The following is a 19280-nucleotide window of genomic DNA, read 5'->3' as shown; positions in this document are numbered from 1 at the left end:
ATACCGACCAGGGACATACACCTTTGCCTGCGCTCGAGTGGTTGCCGCAGCCGTCACTCGAGCGCTCAGAACTGGGACATCACGTCGTCGACGAAGCGGTCGATGGTCTCCGGGTCGTTCTTCGGGACGCCGATCTCGAAGCGGTCGACGCCCAACTCGCGGTAGGTCTCGATTCCTTCGGCGGCCTCCTCGGGGGTGCCGACGAGACCGCGGAACTCGTCTCTCGATGTCGGTTCCCGGTCGGTCTCGGCGAGGAGGTCCTCGTAGGCTGCGTGGGCGCCGTCGGTGTCCTCGCGCAAGAGCGTCGGGATCGTGACGGTCTTCTCGATCTCGTCGTAGTCACGCCCGACGCGCTCGCAGTGGTCTGCCAGCACCTCGAGTTTGTGTTCGTACTCGGCGGGGGCCGTGCCGGGGACGTTCCACCAGTCGGCGTACTCGGCGGTGAGCCGGAGGGTCAGCTGTTCGCCGCCACCGCCGACCAACACCGGAATCTCGTCGGGTTTCGGGTCGAGGTAGAGACCCTCGAGCGCGTAGTACTCGCCGTCGTAGTCGACCGGAGAGTCGTCTTCCCAGGCACGCTGACAGAGACGAATCGCGTCGCGCGTCTGGCGGATGCGCTCGTCGGCGGGCGGGAACTCGAGACCGAGGGCGTCGTACTCGGCTTCGTACCAGCCAGCGCCGATGCCGAGGACGGCCCGGCCGCCGGAGATGGCGTCGAGTGAGCTGACGACTTTGGCGAGGTAGCCCGGGTTGCGGTAGTGGACGCAGGTGACGAGCGCGCTGAGCGTCAGCCGGTCGGTGACGGCGGCGACGGCCGAGAGACCGCTGTAGCACTCGATGAACGGCTCGTCCTTGTGGCCGTGAAACGGGAGTTGCCAGAGGTGGTCCATCAGGGAGAACCACTCGAAGCCGTCGTTCTCGAGTCGCTGGGCGCGCTCGAGCATGGCTTCGGCGGGCGAGCGGTCGTCGTGGACGGCGAAGGAACTGTGGTGGTAGCCGAACTCCATGCGGTTCGTTCACCCTCACCACACAATAGTGTTGAGAACGGAGCAACCCCTTCGGCCCGTTCTGCGAAACGGAGCCGAGCGGGCCGGTTTCTCGGACGGCCACTCGAGAGTAGCGAAGCGACCGCGCGTGCTCGAGCGTCTACAGGCGCTCGAAGAGGGCGACGACGTCGTTGAAGCCGACGCTGCCGCTGCCCGAGAAGTCGAAGTACTCGACGTTCGACTGGACGACGTCGCCGTCGTGTTCTTCGAAGAACGTGACGACGTCGTTGAAGCCCAGCTGGCCGTCACCCGTCACGTCCTCGTAGAGTCCGTCACCCGTCAGGTCCCCGGCGGGGTTGCCGTCGCCGGTGACGTCGAGGTCGACGGAGTCCTCCCCGCCCTCGGTCGAGACGCTGATCGTCTCGAGTGGGGACGCCGCGCCGTCGGTCCCGATCGCGGAGACGCCGGCGACGTAGGCCGTTCCTGCCGAGAGGCCCTCGACGGTCGTACTCGTCCGCAGGCCGTCGACCTCGTGGTCGAGCGAGCCGTCGACGTAGACGGCGTAGGTGTCTGCGTCCTCGACGGCGTCCCACGCGAGGTCGACGCTCGTCTCGGTCTGGGCTGGCGAGGTGAGGTTCGAGGGAGCGTCGGGTTCGTCGGGGAAGTCGTCGTGGGCTTCGTCCAGGTCGAACTCGAGCCAGTCGAAGTTCCACCCGTCGGCCTCGACGGAGACGCGGACGATGTGGCGTCCCGCCGGGATGTCGGCGGCACCGACGCGGACCTCGGTCCAGTCGGCCCAGCCGCCGGTGTGCCAGACGGTGGTGCTCGCGACTTCCTCGCGGTCGAGTTCGACCCGGAGCGCCCCACCTTCGGGGTTCTCGGAGGCGACGTTGACCGAGATGTCGTAGGTACCACTGGTCTCGACGTCGACGGTGTACTCCCACCACTCGCCGGTGTCGAGGAAGCCGATGTTGTAGCCGGAGGTGCCGTTCTCCTCGAGCGGGACGGTCGTCTCGCGGTAGTCGGTGTCGGCGGGTGAGTCGGCGGTGACGGAGTAGGCGGTACCGGGACCGCCCTCGTCGAAGTCCTCGGCCTGGATGCGTCCGGGGACCTCGTTCGGGCCGTCGAACGGTGTCTGGCCCGTCCCGTAGGGAATGGTGTCGACCGTCACGGCCGCCTCGTCGGATTCGTTGCCGACGCGGTCGACCGCCGTCACCGTCACCTCGTAGCTTCGGCCAGGCTCGAGACCGTCGATGGTCGTCTCGGTTCCGCTCGCGGCGACGACATCGTGGGAGAACTCGCCGTCGAGGAAGACGTTGTAGAGGACGACGCCCGCGTCTCCGGGGTCGGTGGCAGGCTCCCACTCGAGGTCGGCGGCGATTTCGGCGGCCCGCGTGACGGTGAGGTCGCTCGGTGGCTCCGGCGGCACGTCGTCGCCGAGCTGGTCGGCCGGAAGCCCGTCGTCTCTGGTCTCTGCGAGCCACTCGCGGATGAACCAGCCCATCTGCTCCTCGTCGTCTTTGAGTTCCCAGGGGACGCCGACGCCCTCGTCGGGTGAGTCGAAGAAGGTGGGTGCCCAGGTGTCGTCGAAACACCAGGCCTGCCAGCCCATGTTCTCGTAGGAGTCCATCCACTCGCGGAAGGGCGCGCCCCACTCGGTGGTCGACCCCTCGTCGACGTCCCAGCTGTCGGGGTCCCAGCCGAACTCGGTGCAGATGACGGGCACCTCCTCGGCGGGTGCGCCGTACTCCTCGTCGAACTCGTCGGGGTCGCCGTTGGCGGGGTAGATGTGGCTGGCGTAGACGAGGTTCTCACCCTCGAAGGGGTACTCGGGTGCCCACTGTGTCTCGGAGGTCCAGCCGGGAGAGCCGATGACGATGGGCGTCTCGGGGGCGTGTTCGCGTACGAGGTCGACCCACGGCTGGGCGACGTCGCGCCAGAGCAGCCAGGACTCCTCGCGGTCGACCTCCTGGCCGTACTCGTCCCAGATGTACGGGTAGGTCGGTTCGTTGAACAGTTCGTAGAGGACGTGTTCGTCGTCGGCGAACTCCGGGGCGACGACGTCCCAGAACCACTCCATCACCTCGTCGATGGGGTCGTACTGGTCGTCCTCGTCGGTCTCCTCGTTGTAGTCGTCGATCGCCTCCTGCGTGTACGGCATGATGAGGTGGAAGTCGATCATCGCGTAGACGCCACGTGCGTAGAGCAGGTCGACCGCCGGTCTGAGCACCTCCTCGACGAAGGGTTCGATGCCGCCGTAGTCCCGGATGCCGCCGAGACCGCAGGGCAGACGGATCATGTTCGGGTGCCACGTCTCGCCGTCGACGGCGTGGTTGAGCACCTCCTCGACGGTCCGTGGATACCAGTCGTAGGACATGTATCCCAGCCCCGCGGTCGCGAATCCGCGGAGCGTAACCGGGTTGCCGTCGGGGTCGACGATCCACTTCCCCTCCGTGTGGAGTCTGGGTGTCGGAATCCCGACCGCCCCGGCGCTGCTCGAGAGACCGCCGATGGCGAGACCACCGAGACCGGTCCCGGCCGCCTTCAGGAACGTTCGTCGTGTCGATCCATCCGATCGCTGTTGCGTGTTGTTCACGTCCATTTTTAATCGTAACTGTGTAGGAATAGAATAACTGTATCGTTCGTTCATCAAATATCGGTGAGGTGATAGCCATTGGGCACTCGAGCCCGGTGGTCGAGCGCGCCAGTGGTTCGAACGGCGTAGACGCAGACGACTGAGTGGTGACTAGAGCATCTCGAAGAGGGCGACGACGTCGTTGAAACCGACGCTGCCGCTGCCGGAGAAGTCGAAGTACTCGACGTTGTTCTGGACGACGTCACCGTCGTGGTTCTCGAAGAACTCGACGACATCGTTGAAGCCGAGGTTACCGTCACCGGTGATGTCCTCGTAGAGACCGTCACCCGAGAGGTCCTGGGCAGGGTTGCCGTCGCCGGTGACGTCGAGATTGGATGGGGCGTCATCGTCATCGTCTCCATCACTCTCACCGACGATCATGTCGTCTTTAGTGTCCTCGAGTACGTCCCGGATGTACCAGCCCATCTGTTCTTCGCCGTCTTTCAGCTCCCAGCCATCGCTGGTTTCGTCGAAGAACGTCGGTTGCCACGCCCAGTCGAAACACCAGGCCTGCCAGCCCATGTTGTCGTAGGACTCGAGCCACTCGATGAAGGGCGAACCCCACTCACTCGTGGTGCCGAACTCGACGGTCTCGCGGAACTCCTCGTCGGGGTCCCAGCCGAACTCCGTACAGACGACGGGCACCTCTTCTGCGGGTGCGCCGTACTCCTCGTCGAACTCCCCGGGGTAGCCGTTGTCCGGATAGATGTGACTGGCGTAGATGAGGTTCTCGCCCTCGAATGGGTACTCCGGGGCGAACTGCGTCTCGGAGGTCCAGTGGGGGGAGCCGATGATGATCGGCGTCTCGGGGGCGTGCTCGCGGATCAGGTCGACCCAGGGCTGGGCGACGTCACGCCAGAGCAGCCAGGAGTCTTCGCGACTCGTGACCTCCGGTCCGTAGTCGCCGTAGGTCGACCAGGCGACCGGGAGCGTCGGTTCGTTGTACAGTTCGTAGATGACGTGTTCGTCGTCGGCGAACTCCGGGGCGACCGCGTCCCAGAACTCGACGAGGAGGTCGTCGGTCTCGACGTCAGGGTTGAAGCCGTGGCTGTAGTCGTCGTCGGCCCAGCCGTCTTCGGTCATCCCTTCGGCGTTGGCTCGAGCCTCGACGTAGGGACGGATGAGGTGGAAGTCGATCATCGCGTAGACGCCGCGGTCGGCGAGGTAGTCGATCGCCGGCCGCAGGAGGTCCTCGACGACGTAGTCCATCCCGTGGTCGTGGACCGGGTCTTCGGTGATCGGGATGCGAACCGTGTTGGGGTGCCACTTCTCGCCGTCTGTCGCTCGCTCCAGAACCTCCTCGACGGAGTAGGGGATCCACCCCTCTGAGTGGCCAATCTCGGTGAAATCGAGGCTCGCCGTCGAGAAGCCACGGAGTTTGACCCGCTCGCCGTCGGGGTTGACGATCCACTTGCCGTCGGTGCTGAGTCGGGGCGTCGGGTTACCGACCGATGCCGTCGCCGATCCGGAGAACCCGCCGAGGGCGAGGGCCCCTACGCCGGCCCCCGCTGCTTTCATAAACGTTCGTCGCGTCGTGTCGTGTCGGTCATCGCCAGCATCGTCTGCTGCCAGCGAAGTGCCATCCTGTGCCATAGGCGGCAGTATATTCAAATTCGTCTGTGTTAAATTTTTATCTCTATAGGATATAAACTATTGAAAACTTACTGTGTCACTATAGGCGTGGTGACAGAATCGTTTGGCTACAGTGGCGGCTATACCAGTGCTTCTGGGAGCAACACCAGCCACAATGGAATGGACCCGTCGACGCTGGAGACATGTATGGCACTCGAGTGGTCGGCGTCGATTCGTTCGTCGTAACTATCGCGGGCCGCGCGTCGTGCGTGTGACTGCTCGTCCGTCTGCTCGCTCGAGCGGGTTGCGATGGTGTGTACACGGCCACCGTAGACCTCCACAGAGTGAGGACGGCGCTCGACGGTGGAGGGCGAAAACCGAAAAGGCACGGTGAGTCGATGGTGCGTCGACTCGGATGGCGGACAGTCGACTCGAGCGTTAGAGCATCTCGAACACCCCCTGAGCGAAGCTCAGCGAGCTCGAACGGCCTACAGCCGTTCGAACAGCGAGACGACGTCGTTGAAGCCGACGCTTCCGCTGCCGGAGAAGTCGAAGTACTCGACGTTCGACTGGACGACGTCGCCGTTGTGTTCTTCGAAGAACGTCACGACGTCGTTGAACCCGAGGTTCCCGTCGCCGGTGATGTCCTCGTAGAGACCGTCACCGGTGAGGTCCTGGGCGTCCATGCCGTTGCCGTTGACGTCGAGTCCGTCGGGGTCCGGTCCGGGTCCTTCACCGTCGGTGTTGATGGTGATGGTCGTCGAACTCGAGTCGTCGATGTAGACGGTTTCGGTGGTCGTCTCGCCGCCGGCGGAGACGGTGACCTCGTGCTCGCCGAGGAACGCCGTGGTGGAGAACGTGCCGCTGGTGTCGGTGGTGCCGGACTCGTCGGTCCACCACTCGTCGAAGACCAGGTCCATCCAGACGTCGTAGGCTGGTTTGGGCGTCCAGTCTTCCTCGAACAGCGGCGCGTCGGCGTTGCCGCCCGCATCCGGCCCCCAGTGCTCGCCGTCCCAGAAGCCCCAGATGAGGAAGTCGTCCGTGTTGGGGTGGCTGAAGAACGTCTTCATGAACTCGTAGAGGTAGTCTGCCTGCTCCTCGCGCGTCCAGTCGCCCTGGAAGGTGTCGAACTCCGTCGCACGGAGACGGACGCCGTGTTGGGAGTAGTCGTCGAGCGCATCCATGATCTCAGCGGAGGTGATACGCTCGAAGTCACCGAAGTGACACTGGAAGCCGATGCCGTCTAAGTCGACACCGTTGTCGAGGAGGAACTCGATCTGTCGGTTGTAGTCGTCGCGGGTGTTCTGGTACGGACCGACGAGCGTGTTGTAGTCGTTGACGGCGATCGGAATGTCGTACTGGTCTGCGACTTCCTGGGCCTTCAGGTACCAGTCGGCGAGGATCGGTGCCTCGACGGGGTCGACACCGTGGCCGTCGACAGCCTCGATCATCTCGGTCTCGTGGATCACTTCGTTGACGACCTCCCACTCGGCGATGTCGTTGCCGTAGTGTTCGATGATCGTCTCGATGTGCTCCATCGAGCGGTCGACGACGTAGTCGGGGTCGTGGTCCGGCGCGGTGAAGTCCTCGTGACCGTTCTGCCAGTCGACACCCATCGCCTCGACGACGTCCGGCGGAATCGCCCACGCGTCGACGTTGCCCCAGAGACAGACGTGGCCGCGAATCTCGAGGTCGCGGTCGCGCATCCACTCGACCGTCTCGTCTGCAATCTCCTGGTTGTCCTCGTAGATACCCCACTTGTGGAGGTTCTCGAAGACGACCTTGTTGAACAGTTCCGGGATGTACTCACGATACTGCTCGGCGTCGGACTCGGAGTGTTGCTGTTCGCCCCAGATCGTCCCGCGAGTGACGAGTTCGGCGGCGACGGCCGTCCCGAAGCCGTAATCGTGCTCCTGCATCTCGATAGAGACGTCGGCACCCGAGACGGCGTTGCCGTTGCCGTCTTCGACGACGATGTCGACGTCGCTCGTGCGGTGTTCCTGAATGCGCGCGTCGGCGTCGGCCTCCCACTCGCCTCGCGGTGAGTAGTAGGCGCTGGCTGCTGGCGCGCTTCCGGCACCGAGTGCGCCGAGCAGTCCCGCCGCACCCATCGCACGGAGGTAATCGCGTCGCTCGATCGACCCGAGCAGTCCGTCGCTCGAGTCTGCGGTGCTCTCGTCGGTGGGTGAGCGGGACGGTCCGCGGTGGCGCGGAGGATGAACCGTCGTTTGCTCGCCGCTGTCGCCCGTTTCCGTTCGATCGTTGGTTGTCATAGGTTTCGTAGTGAGTTGTGCTGTCAGCCATCGGCCGCGGACCCACGCCCACAGCCGTACCTGTCCCGCCTCGTGACTACCTCGAGTAAACACCGGACAAACTTAAGGTTTTATTGTCTTGATCTAATATTCTCGAGCGGGTAATATAATGTTGAAGGTGGCATACGGCAGTCGGTGGCGGTCGTACGACGCGCCGGCAGGATCGGCGGTGACGGGAGGGTCGTCGACGCGCACACAGGAGGGGAAAACGCGGTTTCCGGGCCGGACCTACAGCATCTCGAAGAGTTCGACGACGTCGTTGAAGCCGACGCTCCCACTGCCGCTGAAGTCGAAGTAGTCGACGTTGTTCTGGACGACGTCGCCGTTGTGCTCTTCGAAGAACGTCACGACGTCGTTGAAGCCGAGCTGGCCGTTGCCAGTGATGTCCTCGTAGAGACCATCACCGGTCAGGTCCTGGGCCGGGTTGCCGTCGCCGCTCACGTCGAGGTCGACTGGCTCGTCGATCTCTCCGGGCTCGCCGTCGAACTCGAACCACTGGAAGTTGAACTCGTCGGCCGTCGTCTGGATACGGACGATGTTGAGCCCCGCCTCGAGGTCGACCTCGCCGCCCTCGACCGCCTCGAACTCGTGCCAGCCGCCGGTCGAATCGAAGACGATGCTGTCGACGACCTGGTCGTTGACGTAGACGTCGAGCGCCCCGCCGTCGAAGCCGTCGGCACTCGCGACGCCGACGCTCACCTCGTAGGTGCCGGGACCTTCGACCTCGACGGTGTACTCCCACCAGTCGCCCGACTCGATGAACGCGAGGTGGTAGCCCCCGCCGGGGGTCTGTTCCATCCCCGCCTGGTCGTCGCGGTAGCCGCTCCCGCCGCCCCCCTCCGTCTCGAAGGCGATGCCCTCACCACCCTGGTCGAAGTCGACGGCGTCGACGCGGCCCGGAATCGTGTGCGGGCCGTTGAACGGCTCCTGGTCGGGGTGTGAGGTCGGCGTCGCCGAGACGGTGACCGACTCCGACTCGTTGCCCGCCGCGTCGACTGCGGTCACGGCGAACTCGTAGCTCGTCTCGAACTGCAAGCCGACGACCGTCGTCTCCGTCGTCTCCTCGCCGACCTCGTGGTCGAACGCGCCGTCGACAGCGATCCGGTAACCGGTCAGCCAGGCGTCACCGCCCGGTTCGGCCGCGTCCCACTCGAGGGTGACACTCGACTGGGAGACCTCGAGCACCTCGAGACTCGACGGCGGCGTCGGTGGCGTATCGTCCTCGAACGACTCCGTACTCGCCGAAACCGTCGACTCGCCGGACTCGTTGCCCGCCCGGTCCTGGGCGGTGACCGCGATTTCGTAGTCGGTCTCCGCGGTCAGTCCGGTGAGCGTCGTCTCCGTTCCGTCGTACACCGACGCGTGGTGGTCGCCGTCGACGTAGACGTTGTAGTGAGACATTCCGGCCTCACCCGAGTCGTCCACAGCCTCCCACGCGAGGTCGAGTTCGGTGAACGACGCCGAGGTGACCTCGAGTCCCGGCGGCGAGGGCGGGGCAACGGTGTCGTAGGCCGCCCCGGGGAGGTCCTCGTCTTTGTACTCCTCGAGGAACGCTTTGACGTACTCGCCCGCGTAGTGCTCGCCGCCGAGCAGTTCCCACTCACACGGGAGGTTCGGACAGTGTTCCGGAATCGGATCCTCGTAGACGTGTCCGATAGAGTCGACGTCCTCGGGGTTCGCCGGGTCCTCGCCGATGAACGGCCTGCTGAACATGACCGGCCGCCAGACGGGATCTGCGCACCACGCCGTCCAGTGGATGCCGTCGCTCGACTCGAGCCACTCGAAGAAGGGATCGGCGAAGTCGCTCGTCTGGCCCTGGAGCACCTGGTGGCTGACGTTGTTGGTCTCCCAGCCGAACTCGGTGACGAAGAGGGGAACCTCCTCGTAGATACCGTCGGTTCCCTCGCCGTTGCCCGCCGCCTCGGCCCACGCCTGGTCCCCGCTGACGGGGTGGCCCGCGTAGATGTGGTAGGTATAGGCGAGGTTCTCGCCGTCGAACGGTTCGATGTAGACGCCCTCGGGACTCTGGGTCCAGCTCGGCGAGCCGATGAGGACGATGTTGTCCGCGTGCTCGCGAATCGTATCGACCCACGGCTGGGCCGTCTCCTTCCACTCGCGCCAGGTCTCTGCGACACCCTCCATCTCGGTCGGGTCGCCCCACATTCCCGGCTCGGTCGGCTCGTTGTACACCTCGAAGAGGACGTGATCCCGATCGGCGTATCGCTCGGCGACGACGTCCCAGAACAGCTCGACTTCGTCAGACAGCGCTGGCGTGTCCCACTCGAGTCCCTCCCAGTGGCGGTGGAAGTCGACGATCATGTAGACGCCGCGCTGGCGCAGTTGTTCGACGACCGGGTCGTAGTGGGTCTCTAAGTACTCGAGGAGTTCGGCTTCGGTGAACGCCACCGGCTCCGGCGGGCCGCCGGAGTGGCCGGGTTCGTGCTCGCCGATGTCCGTCGGCTGGGCGGGAACGCGGATGATCCGCGGGTACCAGCCCTGGCTCTCGTCGGTGAGGAAGTCGACGACCTGTTCGGCGTTCTTCCCGCGCGCTGGCGCAGTGACGTTCAGCCGCTTCGGGTCGGCCATGTTGAGCCCGCGGAGCACCACCGTGTTCCCGTCGGGGTCTTTCACGAGGTTGCCGTCGACGTGGAGCCGCGGCGTCGGGATGCCCGCCGATGCCGTCCCGCTCGCACCGACACCCAACCCGGCGAGCACCGCACCTGCACCCGCGGTCGCCTTCAGGAAGTCGCGTCTCGTCCCACCGAGGAGGGCGCTCGATTCGTCACTCGAGGTCGTCGGTCGATGTCGTCTCATGGAATACACCCACAGAGCACACCCGTCTCTGCAGGTTGTGTTATCATCCCCCACAGACTATAAAATTGCTTCGATGGTTTAGAAATAAACGTATCGGTGGGGACGGTCCCTGGGGGTTCGGACGCCCTACAGCCGTTCGAAGAGGGCGACCACGTCGTTGAAGCCGACGCTGCCGCTGCCCGAGAAATCGAAGTACTCGACGTTGTTCTGGACGACGTCGCCGTCGTGTTCTTCGAAGAACGTGACGACGTCGTTGAACCCGAGGTTCCCGTCACCCGTCACGTCCTCGTAGAGCCCGTCACCCGTCAGGTCCTGCGCCGGGTTGCCGTCGCCCGTCACGTCGAGTTCTTCGCCACCGTTGCCCGGCTCCGGACCTCCCTCGGCCAACGGAATCCCGTGGTCTTTGTACTCCTCGAGGTGGGCGCGAATGACCTCGCCCATGAACTCGCCGTGGTCTGCGGACAGGAGTTCCCAGTCACACGGCAGGTCGGGACAGTGCTCTTCGACCGGTTCGCTGTAGGGGTCGCCGATGGCGTCCTCGTCGATCGGATCGAACGGGTCCTCGTCGAGGTAGCCACGCGTGAACATCACGGGTCGCCAGATCGGATCGGCACACCACGCCGTCCAGCTAATCGCGTCGCTCGATTCTAAGAACTCGAGGAACGGATCGCCGAACTCCTCACGTGTCCCCTGGAGGAGGTAGAAGGTGTCGAGGTTCCCGTCCTCCCAGCCGAACTCGGTGACGAACAGCGGGTGTTCCTCGTAGACCGGCGTCCCGTCGGGCGTGACGACGCTCTCGAGGGCTGTGTCGTACTCGTCCCAACCCTGGTGCTGGCTGATCTGGTGTTGCGGGTAGATGTGGTAGGTGTAGGCGAGGTTCTCACCCTCGAAGGGCGCTAGCACCGCCGCCTCGGGTCGCTGGCTGTAGTTGTGCGAGCCGATGAGGATGACGTTGTCGGAGTACTCGCGGATGATGTCGACCCACGGCTGGGCCACCTCGAGCCACTCGAGCCAGTCCTCGTGGATGTTTCCGTCGGCGTCGACCAGTTGACCGGCCAGCTGTGGCGACGTCGGCTCGTTGTACACCTCGAAGATGACGTGGTCCTCGTCGGCGTAGCGTTCGGCCACGTAGTCCCAGTACATGCGCACCTCCTCGTCGAGGACGGGATCGTTCCACTGGAGCGCCCCGCCGCCCCAGTGGCGGTGGTAATCGATGATGGCGTAGACGTTCCGCTCGGCACAGCGCTCGACGACCGGATCGAGGTGGTTCTCACAGTAAGCGACCAGGTCGTCCTCGTCGAACGACGGCGGCTCGGGATACTGCCAGTCGGCGACGGGGACCGGCGGCAGGCCGCCGATGTCCCCCGGCTGGGTTGGAATACGGATCACGCGCGGGTACCAGCCCTCGTCCTGGTCAGTGAGGTAGTCGATGGTCTGGACCGCGTTCTTCCCTCTCGAGGGGGCAGTCGCGTCGATCCGGCGCGGGTCGGCGATGTTGAGACCGCGCAGTTTGACGACGTTCCCCTCCGGGTCGACGAGTTTGTTGCCGTCGACCGAGAGCTTCGGCGTCGAAATGTCCTGTCCGGGACCGCTCCCCTGGGCGCTCACACTCGAGCTAGCGCCAGCGGCCAGTCCGGTCGCGAGTGCCCCCGTCCCGACTGCTTTCAGCACGGTTCGGCGCGTCGGTCGGTACCCGTCGCCGCCGTTCGGCACGTCCGTCTCGTGAAAGGTATCTCTCTCTGTCATCGTCGTGTACTCGATCTGGCCCCATCGGCCGCCGGGGCGCGCTCGGTTTCGTTCACCGAGTGGGGACCTACGAGATTAAATCTTCCTACCCAGTATAAAATTAAACCCGCCCATCGAATCGAGACCGGCGAAGCACTGCTCAGGTCCGTGCGGCGACGGAAAATACGGTACGAAGCGTTTACAGCCGTTCGAACACCTCTGAGCGGATCCCAGCGAGGTCGAACGCCTTACAGCCGTTCGAAGAGGGCGACGACGTCGTTGAAGCCGACGCCGCCGTTGCCGCTGAAGTCGAAGTACTCGACGTTGTTCTGGATCGTATCGCCGTTGTGCTCTTCGAAGAACGTCACCACGTCGTTGAACCCGAGATTCCCGTCGCCAGTGATGTCCTCGTAGAGACCGTCTCCGGTGAGGTCCTGCGCCGGGTTGCCGTCACCGTTGACGTCTAGCTCGAACGCCCCCTCGCCCTCCTCGGTCGTGACGGTGGTCGTCGCGGGCATCGACTCGACGCCGTCGCCGTCGACTGCCGTCACGGCCACCTCGTAGGTCGCGTCCGACTCGAGACCGTCGACCGTCGCCGCCGTCTCGTCGACCTCCGTGGCGAGGTCGCCGTCGACGTACACCGCGTACGCGTCAGCGTCGCCGTCCCACTCGAGTTCGGCCGCGGAGTCGGTCACCGAGACCGCCTCGAGTGAACTCGGCGCGGGCGGGAGGGCGCTCCCGTCGCTCGCGACCGTCAGCTGACGGGTCGTCTCGGCGTCGTCTTCGATGGCGGTGACGGTCTCTGGTAGCCCGTCTTCGAAGTCGACGGTGAGGGTGTAGCGGATCGGTACCTGCGTGTCTGAACAGTCGCTCTCGTCGTCGACGTGGTCTTCGAGACCGTCGGCGACGGTCATCGTCAGGTGGCTGCGTTCCGTGTCGTACTCGAGGTCGACGAGCTCTACCGTGTGACAGTTCGTCGTGGGGAGCCAGATCGTTCCGCGAATCTCGAGGTCGTCCCCGAAGAGGATCTCCGGGAGACCCTCCGGGTCGCCGACGGCGTAGCGCGACGTTCCCAGGTCGTAGTCGACGATACCCGCATCGTCGGCGTCGTCACCGTCTTCGACGGCGCTGGCTGTGGTGACGCCAGCGACGCCGAGGGAGGCGACGAGCGCACTGGTCGCTGCGGTTCTCAACACGTCGCGTCGGCTAGCGACGACTGGCTGCGTCGAAGGCTGTTCGTCTCCGTTCGAAGGTGTGTCCGTCTCTCTCATGACTGTGTGTCCTCCCCGACCGCTCTGTCCCCAGATCAGACCGCCGGGTACACGATCGAAGGTGTTCGATTACACACTGCCGTCGAGAGTAATTAACTTTTTTCCTCTGTTCCACTCGAGTACTGATCGTTGCCAAGGGTCTCGAGCAACGCAAGTCAGAATCGTGCTGGCTCACCCGTCTCACAGACGCTCGAACAACGCAAATCGAAGCGTTGCTCGCACGAACGGCTTACAGCCGTTCGAACACTACGGGACGGGCGTCTCGTACGCCCGAGCGGCTTACAGCCGCTCGAACAACGCAACCACGTCGTTGAACCCGACACTGCCGCTGTCGCTGAAGTCGAAGTACTCGACGTTGTTCTGGACGACGTCGCCGTCGTGTTCTTCGAAGAACGTCACGACATCGTTGAACCCGAAGTTCCCGTCGCCAGTGATGTCCTCGTAGAGTCCGTCGCCAGTGAGGTCCTGCGCCGCGTTGCCGTCACCGGTGACGTCGAGACCCGCCGGTTCCTCGCCGCCGTCGGTCGTCGCCTGGATCGTACTCACCGTCGTCGTGTTGCCGTCCTGATCGACAGCGGAGACGCCGATGGTGTAGGTCGTTCCCGCGTCGAGACCGTCGATCGTGATCTCACCCTCGTCGACTTCGGCGTAGTGACTCCCGCCGAGGTAGACGTTGTAGTAGTCGACGTAGATGTCGGCATCGTCCGGCACGTCGACACCCCACGAGACGGTCACCGACGACTCCGTGGTCGACTCGACCGTGAATGCGTGCGGTGGCGAGACGTCCGCGCCCACGTCTGGGTCCTCGTCGACGATGCCGTCTGCCGGGTCGTCCTCGGCAGCCAGCCAGATCTCGTCGATCTCGATCGCACCACTGGTTCCGATATCCGTCTGGAACTGGATCTGACCGGGGTCTGTGAGATCGGCGTCCGCGGCCTCGAGATCGATGATGAAGACGTCGAACTCGGTGCCGATCGTATCCTCGGAGAGGCTCGCGAGCGACTGGTCGAGGTCGGCGAACCGGATGTCGATCTCGCGTTCTTCGCCGCCCTCGTCACCGCGGACGAGCAGCCGCAACTCGGCGTGGTCGGTGATGTCGCGGTTGACGCCCGTCGCGTACCACCAGATGTCGTCGTACTCGAGGCGGAGCACTCCGTCGGAGACGCCCTCGTAGTCGCCGCCGACCCACTCGTCGAGCATGTTGCTACTCGGCCACGGCGAGTCCGAACCGTAGTCGTTGATCAGCAGGTCGTTCTCGGTCGCGCGGTTCGAGCGCGTCTCGAGGACGATGGCGTTCGGATCGGACTCGTTGCTCGCCCGGTCGAACGCCGTGACGGCGACCTCGTACTGCGCCGACGGATCGAGGTCCTCGAGCGTCGTCGTGGTCGTCCCGTCGGGGACGCGCTCGTGTTCTGCGCCGTCGACGTAGACGACGTACTCGAAGACGTCCGCCGGGCCGTTCGCCGCGGACTCCTCCCACTCGATGGTCAGCGAGTGGTAGGTTCGCGACTCGAGGGTGAGACCGCCGGGAATCGTCGGTGGCGTGTCGTCGTCGATGGGTTCGGTCGTCGCTTCGATCGTCGCCGGTTCGGAGACGTTGCCGGTGCCGTCCTCGCCGGAGACGCCGATCTCGAAGGTCGTGTCCGAGAGCAAGTCGTCGACGGTGACCTCGGTGTCGGTGACCTCGGTGTGTTTCTCGCCGTCGACGTAGACGTTGTAGTGGGAGAACGGCGAGTCACCGGGTGAGTCGACCGGACTCCAGGAGATGTCGACGCTCCGCTCGTCGGCGTCGATCACGGTCAGGTCCTCGGGGACTTCCGGCGGGTAGGGGTCGTAGTCGACCTGCGGGAGGTCGTCGTTGCGCCGGTCGTAGAGCCACTCCTTCATGAACGCGCCCATGTAGTCGTCGTAGGCGCCGACGTCCTCGCCCAAGAGGTCCCACTCACACGGGAGGTCCGGGCAGTCCTCGGGGACGCCTTCCGCGCTGTAGGGGTCGCCCATCGCGTCGACCGGGTCCTCGTCGGTGAATCCGCGCTCGAACATCGAGGGGAGCCATGTGATGTCGAAACACCACACCGTCCAGTGGATCGGCCGGTTGTCCATCCAGTTGTAGATGGCCTCACCGAAGTCGTCGGTCTGGCCGTCGAGCCACTCGATCGCACTCCCGGGTGCTTCACCCTGGCGCAGGGTCTCCCAGCCGAACTCGGTACAGAACACCGGAACGTGTTCCCAGACACCGTTCGTCGCCTCGGCCTCCTCACGGCCGTCGAAGTCCTCCTCACTCCGCAGGCCGTGACCCGAGTAGATGTGGTAGGCGTACATCAGGTTCTCGCCGTCGAACTCCTCGATCATCGCCCCCTCCGGCGAGGAACTCCACCCCGGCGAACCGATGATGATCAGGTTGTCGGGGGCGTGTTCGCGGATCTGGTCGACCCAGGGCTGGGCCGTATCCTTCCACTCGCGCCAGGTGTTCTCGAGGTCTGCCGTTCCCCACTCGCCGTACATCCCGGGCAGCGTCGGTTCGTTGTACACCTCGAAGATGACGTGCGGGTGGTCGTCGTAGTGGCTGGCGACGACGTCCCAGAACATCCGCACCTCCTCGTCGAGCGGTCCGTAGTTCCACTCGAGTTCACCCTCGCCCCAGTGGCGGTGGTAGTCGATGATACAGTAGACGCCCCGGTCCCAGCACTGCTCGACCGCCGGGTCGAGGTGGTCTTCGATGTAGGTCTCGAGTTCTTCTCGCGTGAACGTCGGCGGTACGTGTACGTCGACATCGGCTTCGGGCACCGGCGGTAACTCGGCGATGTCACCGGGGTGGACCGGGAGTCTGACGACCCGCGAGTACCAGCCATCGTCGGCGCTCGTCGCCATGTCGATCAGTTGCTCCGCGTTCTTCCCACGCGCTGGCGCGGTGACGTTGAGCCGTTTGGGGTCCGGGACGTTCACCCCGCGGAGGATGACCTCGTTCCCGAGGGGGTCTTTCACCGTGTTCCCCTCGACGTGGAGCCACGGCGTGTTGATCCCGCTCGAGGCACTCGCCGTGCCGACGGCACCGGCCCCGAGACCGAGACCGGTCGCCACGGCACCTGCACTCGCCGCTTTCAGGAAGTCACGCCGGGTCGCTCCCGTGTCCGTTTGCTGTTCCGTCCGTCCGTGTCGTGTCGTATCGTCTCTCATAGTAACTCTCGTGTGACCGCTCGTCTGACCCTGCACACCCATGTAGGCGTGTCCGATAGAAGTCGTCACCAGTGTTAATTAAATTTTTCTGTCGGTGAGAAAATATAGGGATTGGACGGCGAAAAACGGGAGTGCCTAGACGAGTTCGAAGAGCGCGATCACGTCGGCGAAGCCAACATCGCCGGTTCCGCTGAAGTCGAATCTGGCCGGGTTGTCGACGATCACGGGGTCGTCGAGGTTGTCGAAGAAGACCACCACGTCGTTGAAGCCGAGGGTTCCGTCGCCCGTCACGTCCTCGTACAGGCCGTCTCCGGTCAGGTCAGCCGGCGTGTACGTGACGCCGTCGGCGTGAATCTCGAGTGCGTCCTCCTCGTCCGACTCGGTCCGCACCGTGAGCGTCGCGGGGCTGGACTCTTCGTCGTTCGCCCCGATGGTCCGCACCGCGAACTCGTACTCGGTGTCCGCCTCGAGTCCGTCGACCGTCGCCGTCGGCTCGTCCTCGCTCCAGGTGCGATAGCGGCCGTCGACGTAGACGGCGTAGTGTGAGAACGACCCCGCGGGTTCGTCCCACGCGAGCGTCACCGACTCGGTCGTCGTCTCCGTCACGGCCAGATTCGCAGGCAGGTTCGGCCCGTCCGGAACAGCGGGGTCGAACGCCGTCTCGAAGCGGATCTCGAGGAACTCGAGCGCACCGGCCCCGCCCTCGGTGAAGCTCATGTAGAGGTTGTCGGCCAGCGACGGCTCACCCAGATTCGAGAGGGGGATTCGAACCGCCGACGGCGTCGTACCCACCGCGTCGTCGGTGAGGTCGACGAGGCGCCCGCCCTCGCCGTCGAGTTCGACCACCAGGTGACTCTCCTCGCCACCCCGGTCGCCGCGAGCGACGAGCGTCAGGTAGTCGTACGCCGAGACGTCCCGGTCGACGTAGCTGCGAACCCAGCCGCTGTCGTCGTACTCGAGACGGAGCGCGTCGGTGAGTTCGTCGTCGGACAGGAAGTTCCCGCTGCCCGCCCACTCGCCGAGGGCGTTCTCACCGGGCCAGCGACCCGCACCGAAGCGGTGGACGACGAGTGCGTCCTCGTCGGCACGCACGGGAGCCGTCCCCGTACGGAGCGTCGCCTGGTCACCGGTGGTTCCGGCGAGGTCGACCGCCGACACTGCGAGGTCGTAGGCCGTATCGGGCGAGAGTCCGCTCACGCGCGTTGCCGTCGTCTCCGGCTCGAGTCGGTGCTCGAGCGTTCCGTCGACGGACACCTCGTAGTGAGCCAGGCCGACCTCGCTCTCGGCGGGGTCCCACGCGAGGTCGAGCCACTCGAGCTGGTGGTCCGTGACCGTGAGTCCGGCCGGGCGCGACGGCGGCGTCGTCGACTCGAGCGGCTCGGTCTCGACGGTGACCGTCGCCGTCGCGGACTCGTTGCCCGCGTGGTCGACCGCCGAGACCGCGAGTTCGTGTTCGGTGCCCGCGACGAGGCGCTCGAGGGTCGCCTCCGTGGTGGTCGCGCTCACCTCCTCGCGAAGCCGGCCGTTGGCGTAGAGGCAGTAACCCGCCAGGCCGGAACCGCCTGCGTCCTCGCTGGCCGACCAGGCGAGGTCGACACTCGTCGAGCCGACGTCGACGGACTCGAGCGTCTCCGGGGCGGCGGGTGGCTCGTCGTCGTCGAGCCAGATCGGCTCGCTCGAGACGACCACGTCGTCGAAGGCGATCTGTTCCTCGCGGTCGTGCGCCCAGTGGTCGGTCTGGCCACCGCCGAAGAACAGCGAGAAGTAGAAGTCGTCGATGCCGAGGTCGGCCGTGTCACGGAAACGCATCCCGTGGTTCTCGTAGGCCTTCTCGCCGTCGAACCAGCCCTCGAGTATCCCGTCGTTCTCACCGGGGGTGTTCATCACGACGCGGTGTTCGATCAGGTGCCACTCGCCGGGCTGGAAGTGGACCTGTCCCGACGGGCCGTGATCCCAGTAGAGGTTGTCACCGTACTCGTCGGGCATGTCGGGGTGGTAGGTGTAGAACATCACCAGGCCGCCGTCGTCTGGGTTCGGCGGGTCTCGCCACATCATCCGCGCCGACCAGCCGTTCTCGCCGTCGGGAACGTCACCGCCGGTGATCGAGCGGCTCTCGCCGTCGGTCCCGGCGAGTCCGGGCAGTTTCCCACCCGGCTGGTGGAACTCGAAGCCCTCGTCGAACCTGATCCGGTAGGCACAGTAGAGTTCGTCGTACGCCGCACCCAGGTCGACGATGAAGTCACCGCCGCCGTTACCGTTTCCTGCCCCCTCGACACCCTCGGGGAACCGCCCGACGAGAATCTGATTGCCCGACTCCTCGCGTTCGACCGAGAGGAACTCCTCGGAGACGACCGAGAGGTCGTTGCCGCCCCACTCGAGGCGACTCGGCTCGTAGGCTCCCGTCTCGACCGACTCGAAGTCGGCGTGGAACAGTTCGGCCGCGTCCGTCGACGCCGCGGCCGCCCCGCTCGAGAGCACCGTCCCCGCCCCGGCGAGCAAACTGGTCTGGAGAAACCGGCGTCTCGAGAGCGGTGTCGGTCGGTTCGTGCGTGTGGGATCGGATTCCTGTGTCATGGGTACTCTTGCCGTCTCCCCGGGTTGCGGTAGCGAGTGGTGGGGGAGAATCACACCGTGGCCCTGGACTCAGTTCGAACTAGTACACTATTATTATTACTGCTAGAATGACGCAAATATGCGTGCCGGACGACTGGAGACGAGGAATGGATTTCCGACTGTCGACGGCGTCTCACAGCGCCGTCTGCCGGCCGGTACGAGACCAACGAAAGAA

9 protein-coding genes are annotated in these 19280 nt (G+C 65.0%); all 9 read right to left on the bottom strand.

Translation table 11 applies throughout. The features are described 5' to 3' along the window. Window positions 1-65: 65 nt before the first annotated feature. Window positions 66-1007 carry a TIGR03560 family F420-dependent LLM class oxidoreductase gene (locus tag N0B15_RS16765; protein ID WP_263020861.1) on the bottom strand — a complete coding sequence of 314 codons (942 nt, stop codon included), beginning with the start codon at window positions 1005-1007 and terminating at the stop codon, window positions 66-68. A 139-nt stretch (window positions 1008-1146) separates the two neighbouring features. After that, window positions 1147-3588, bottom strand: a complete 2442-nt coding sequence (locus N0B15_RS16760; RefSeq protein ID WP_263020860.1) for a cellulase family glycosylhydrolase — start codon at window positions 3586-3588, stop codon at window positions 1147-1149. A 144-nt stretch (window positions 3589-3732) separates the two neighbouring features. After that, the gene (locus N0B15_RS16755; protein WP_263020859.1) at window positions 3733-5214 is read right to left on the bottom strand and encodes a glycoside hydrolase family 5 protein; all 1482 of its coding nucleotides are present in this window, start codon (window positions 5212-5214) and stop codon (window positions 3733-3735) included. Between the two features lie 467 nt (window positions 5215-5681). Further along, window positions 5682-7466, bottom strand: coding sequence for an endo-1,4-beta-xylanase (locus N0B15_RS16750; protein WP_263020858.1), 1785 nt, complete (start codon window positions 7464-7466; stop codon window positions 5682-5684). Between the two features lie 267 nt (window positions 7467-7733). Beyond that, on the bottom strand, window positions 7734-10319 hold the full coding sequence (locus tag N0B15_RS16745) for a cellulase family glycosylhydrolase (RefSeq protein ID WP_263020857.1): 2586 nt from the start codon (window positions 10317-10319) through the stop codon (window positions 7734-7736). Between the two features lie 126 nt (window positions 10320-10445). Beyond that, window positions 10446-12065, bottom strand: coding sequence for a glycoside hydrolase family 5 protein (locus N0B15_RS16740; RefSeq protein ID WP_263020856.1), 1620 nt, complete (start codon window positions 12063-12065; stop codon window positions 10446-10448). Between the two features lie 227 nt (window positions 12066-12292). After that, entirely contained in the window at window positions 12293-13315 is a 1023-nt protein-coding gene (locus N0B15_RS16735) for a fibronectin type III domain-containing protein (RefSeq protein ID WP_263020855.1), read from the bottom strand. A 279-nt stretch (window positions 13316-13594) separates the two neighbouring features. Next, window positions 13595-16492, bottom strand: a complete 2898-nt coding sequence (locus N0B15_RS16730) for a cellulase family glycosylhydrolase (RefSeq protein ID WP_263020854.1) — start codon at window positions 16490-16492, stop codon at window positions 13595-13597. A 135-nt stretch (window positions 16493-16627) separates the two neighbouring features. Then, on the bottom strand, window positions 16628-19066 hold the full coding sequence (locus N0B15_RS16725) for a fibronectin type III domain-containing protein (protein ID WP_263020853.1): 2439 nt from the start codon (window positions 19064-19066) through the stop codon (window positions 16628-16630). Window positions 19067-19280 lie beyond the last annotated feature (214 nt).

Origin of the sequence: Natronobiforma cellulositropha (assembly GCF_025629245.1) — an archaeon.
GTDB lineage: Archaea > Halobacteriota > Halobacteria > Halobacteriales > Natrialbaceae > Natronobiforma > Natronobiforma cellulositropha.
Note: the sequence above shows the minus strand (reverse complement) of the source record. Positions and strands in the feature narration are given on the sequence as shown.

Excerpts from the sequence above, each read along its gene's own strand:
- N0B15_RS16750 (WP_263020858.1), bottom strand. The coding sequence starts at position 7,466 with ATGACAACCAACGATCGAACGGAAACGGGCGACAGCGGCGAGCAAACG.
- N0B15_RS16730 (WP_263020854.1), bottom strand. The coding sequence starts at position 16,492 with ATGAGAGACGATACGACACGACACGGACGGACGGAACAGCAAACGGAC.
- N0B15_RS16760 (WP_263020860.1), bottom strand. The coding sequence starts at position 3,588 with ATGGACGTGAACAACACGCAACAGCGATCGGATGGATCGACACGACGA.
- N0B15_RS16725 (WP_263020853.1), bottom strand. The coding sequence starts at position 19,066 with ATGACACAGGAATCCGATCCCACACGCACGAACCGACCGACACCGCTC.
- N0B15_RS16745 (WP_263020857.1), bottom strand. The coding sequence starts at position 10,319 with ATGAGACGACATCGACCGACGACCTCGAGTGACGAATCGAGCGCCCTC.
- N0B15_RS16740 (WP_263020856.1), bottom strand. The coding sequence starts at position 12,065 with ATGACAGAGAGAGATACCTTTCACGAGACGGACGTGCCGAACGGCGGC.
- N0B15_RS16755 (WP_263020859.1), bottom strand. The coding sequence starts at position 5,214 with ATGGCACAGGATGGCACTTCGCTGGCAGCAGACGATGCTGGCGATGAC.
- N0B15_RS16765 (WP_263020861.1), bottom strand. The coding sequence starts at position 1,007 with ATGGAGTTCGGCTACCACCACAGTTCCTTCGCCGTCCACGACGACCGC.
- N0B15_RS16735 (WP_263020855.1), bottom strand. The coding sequence starts at position 13,315 with ATGAGAGAGACGGACACACCTTCGAACGGAGACGAACAGCCTTCGACG.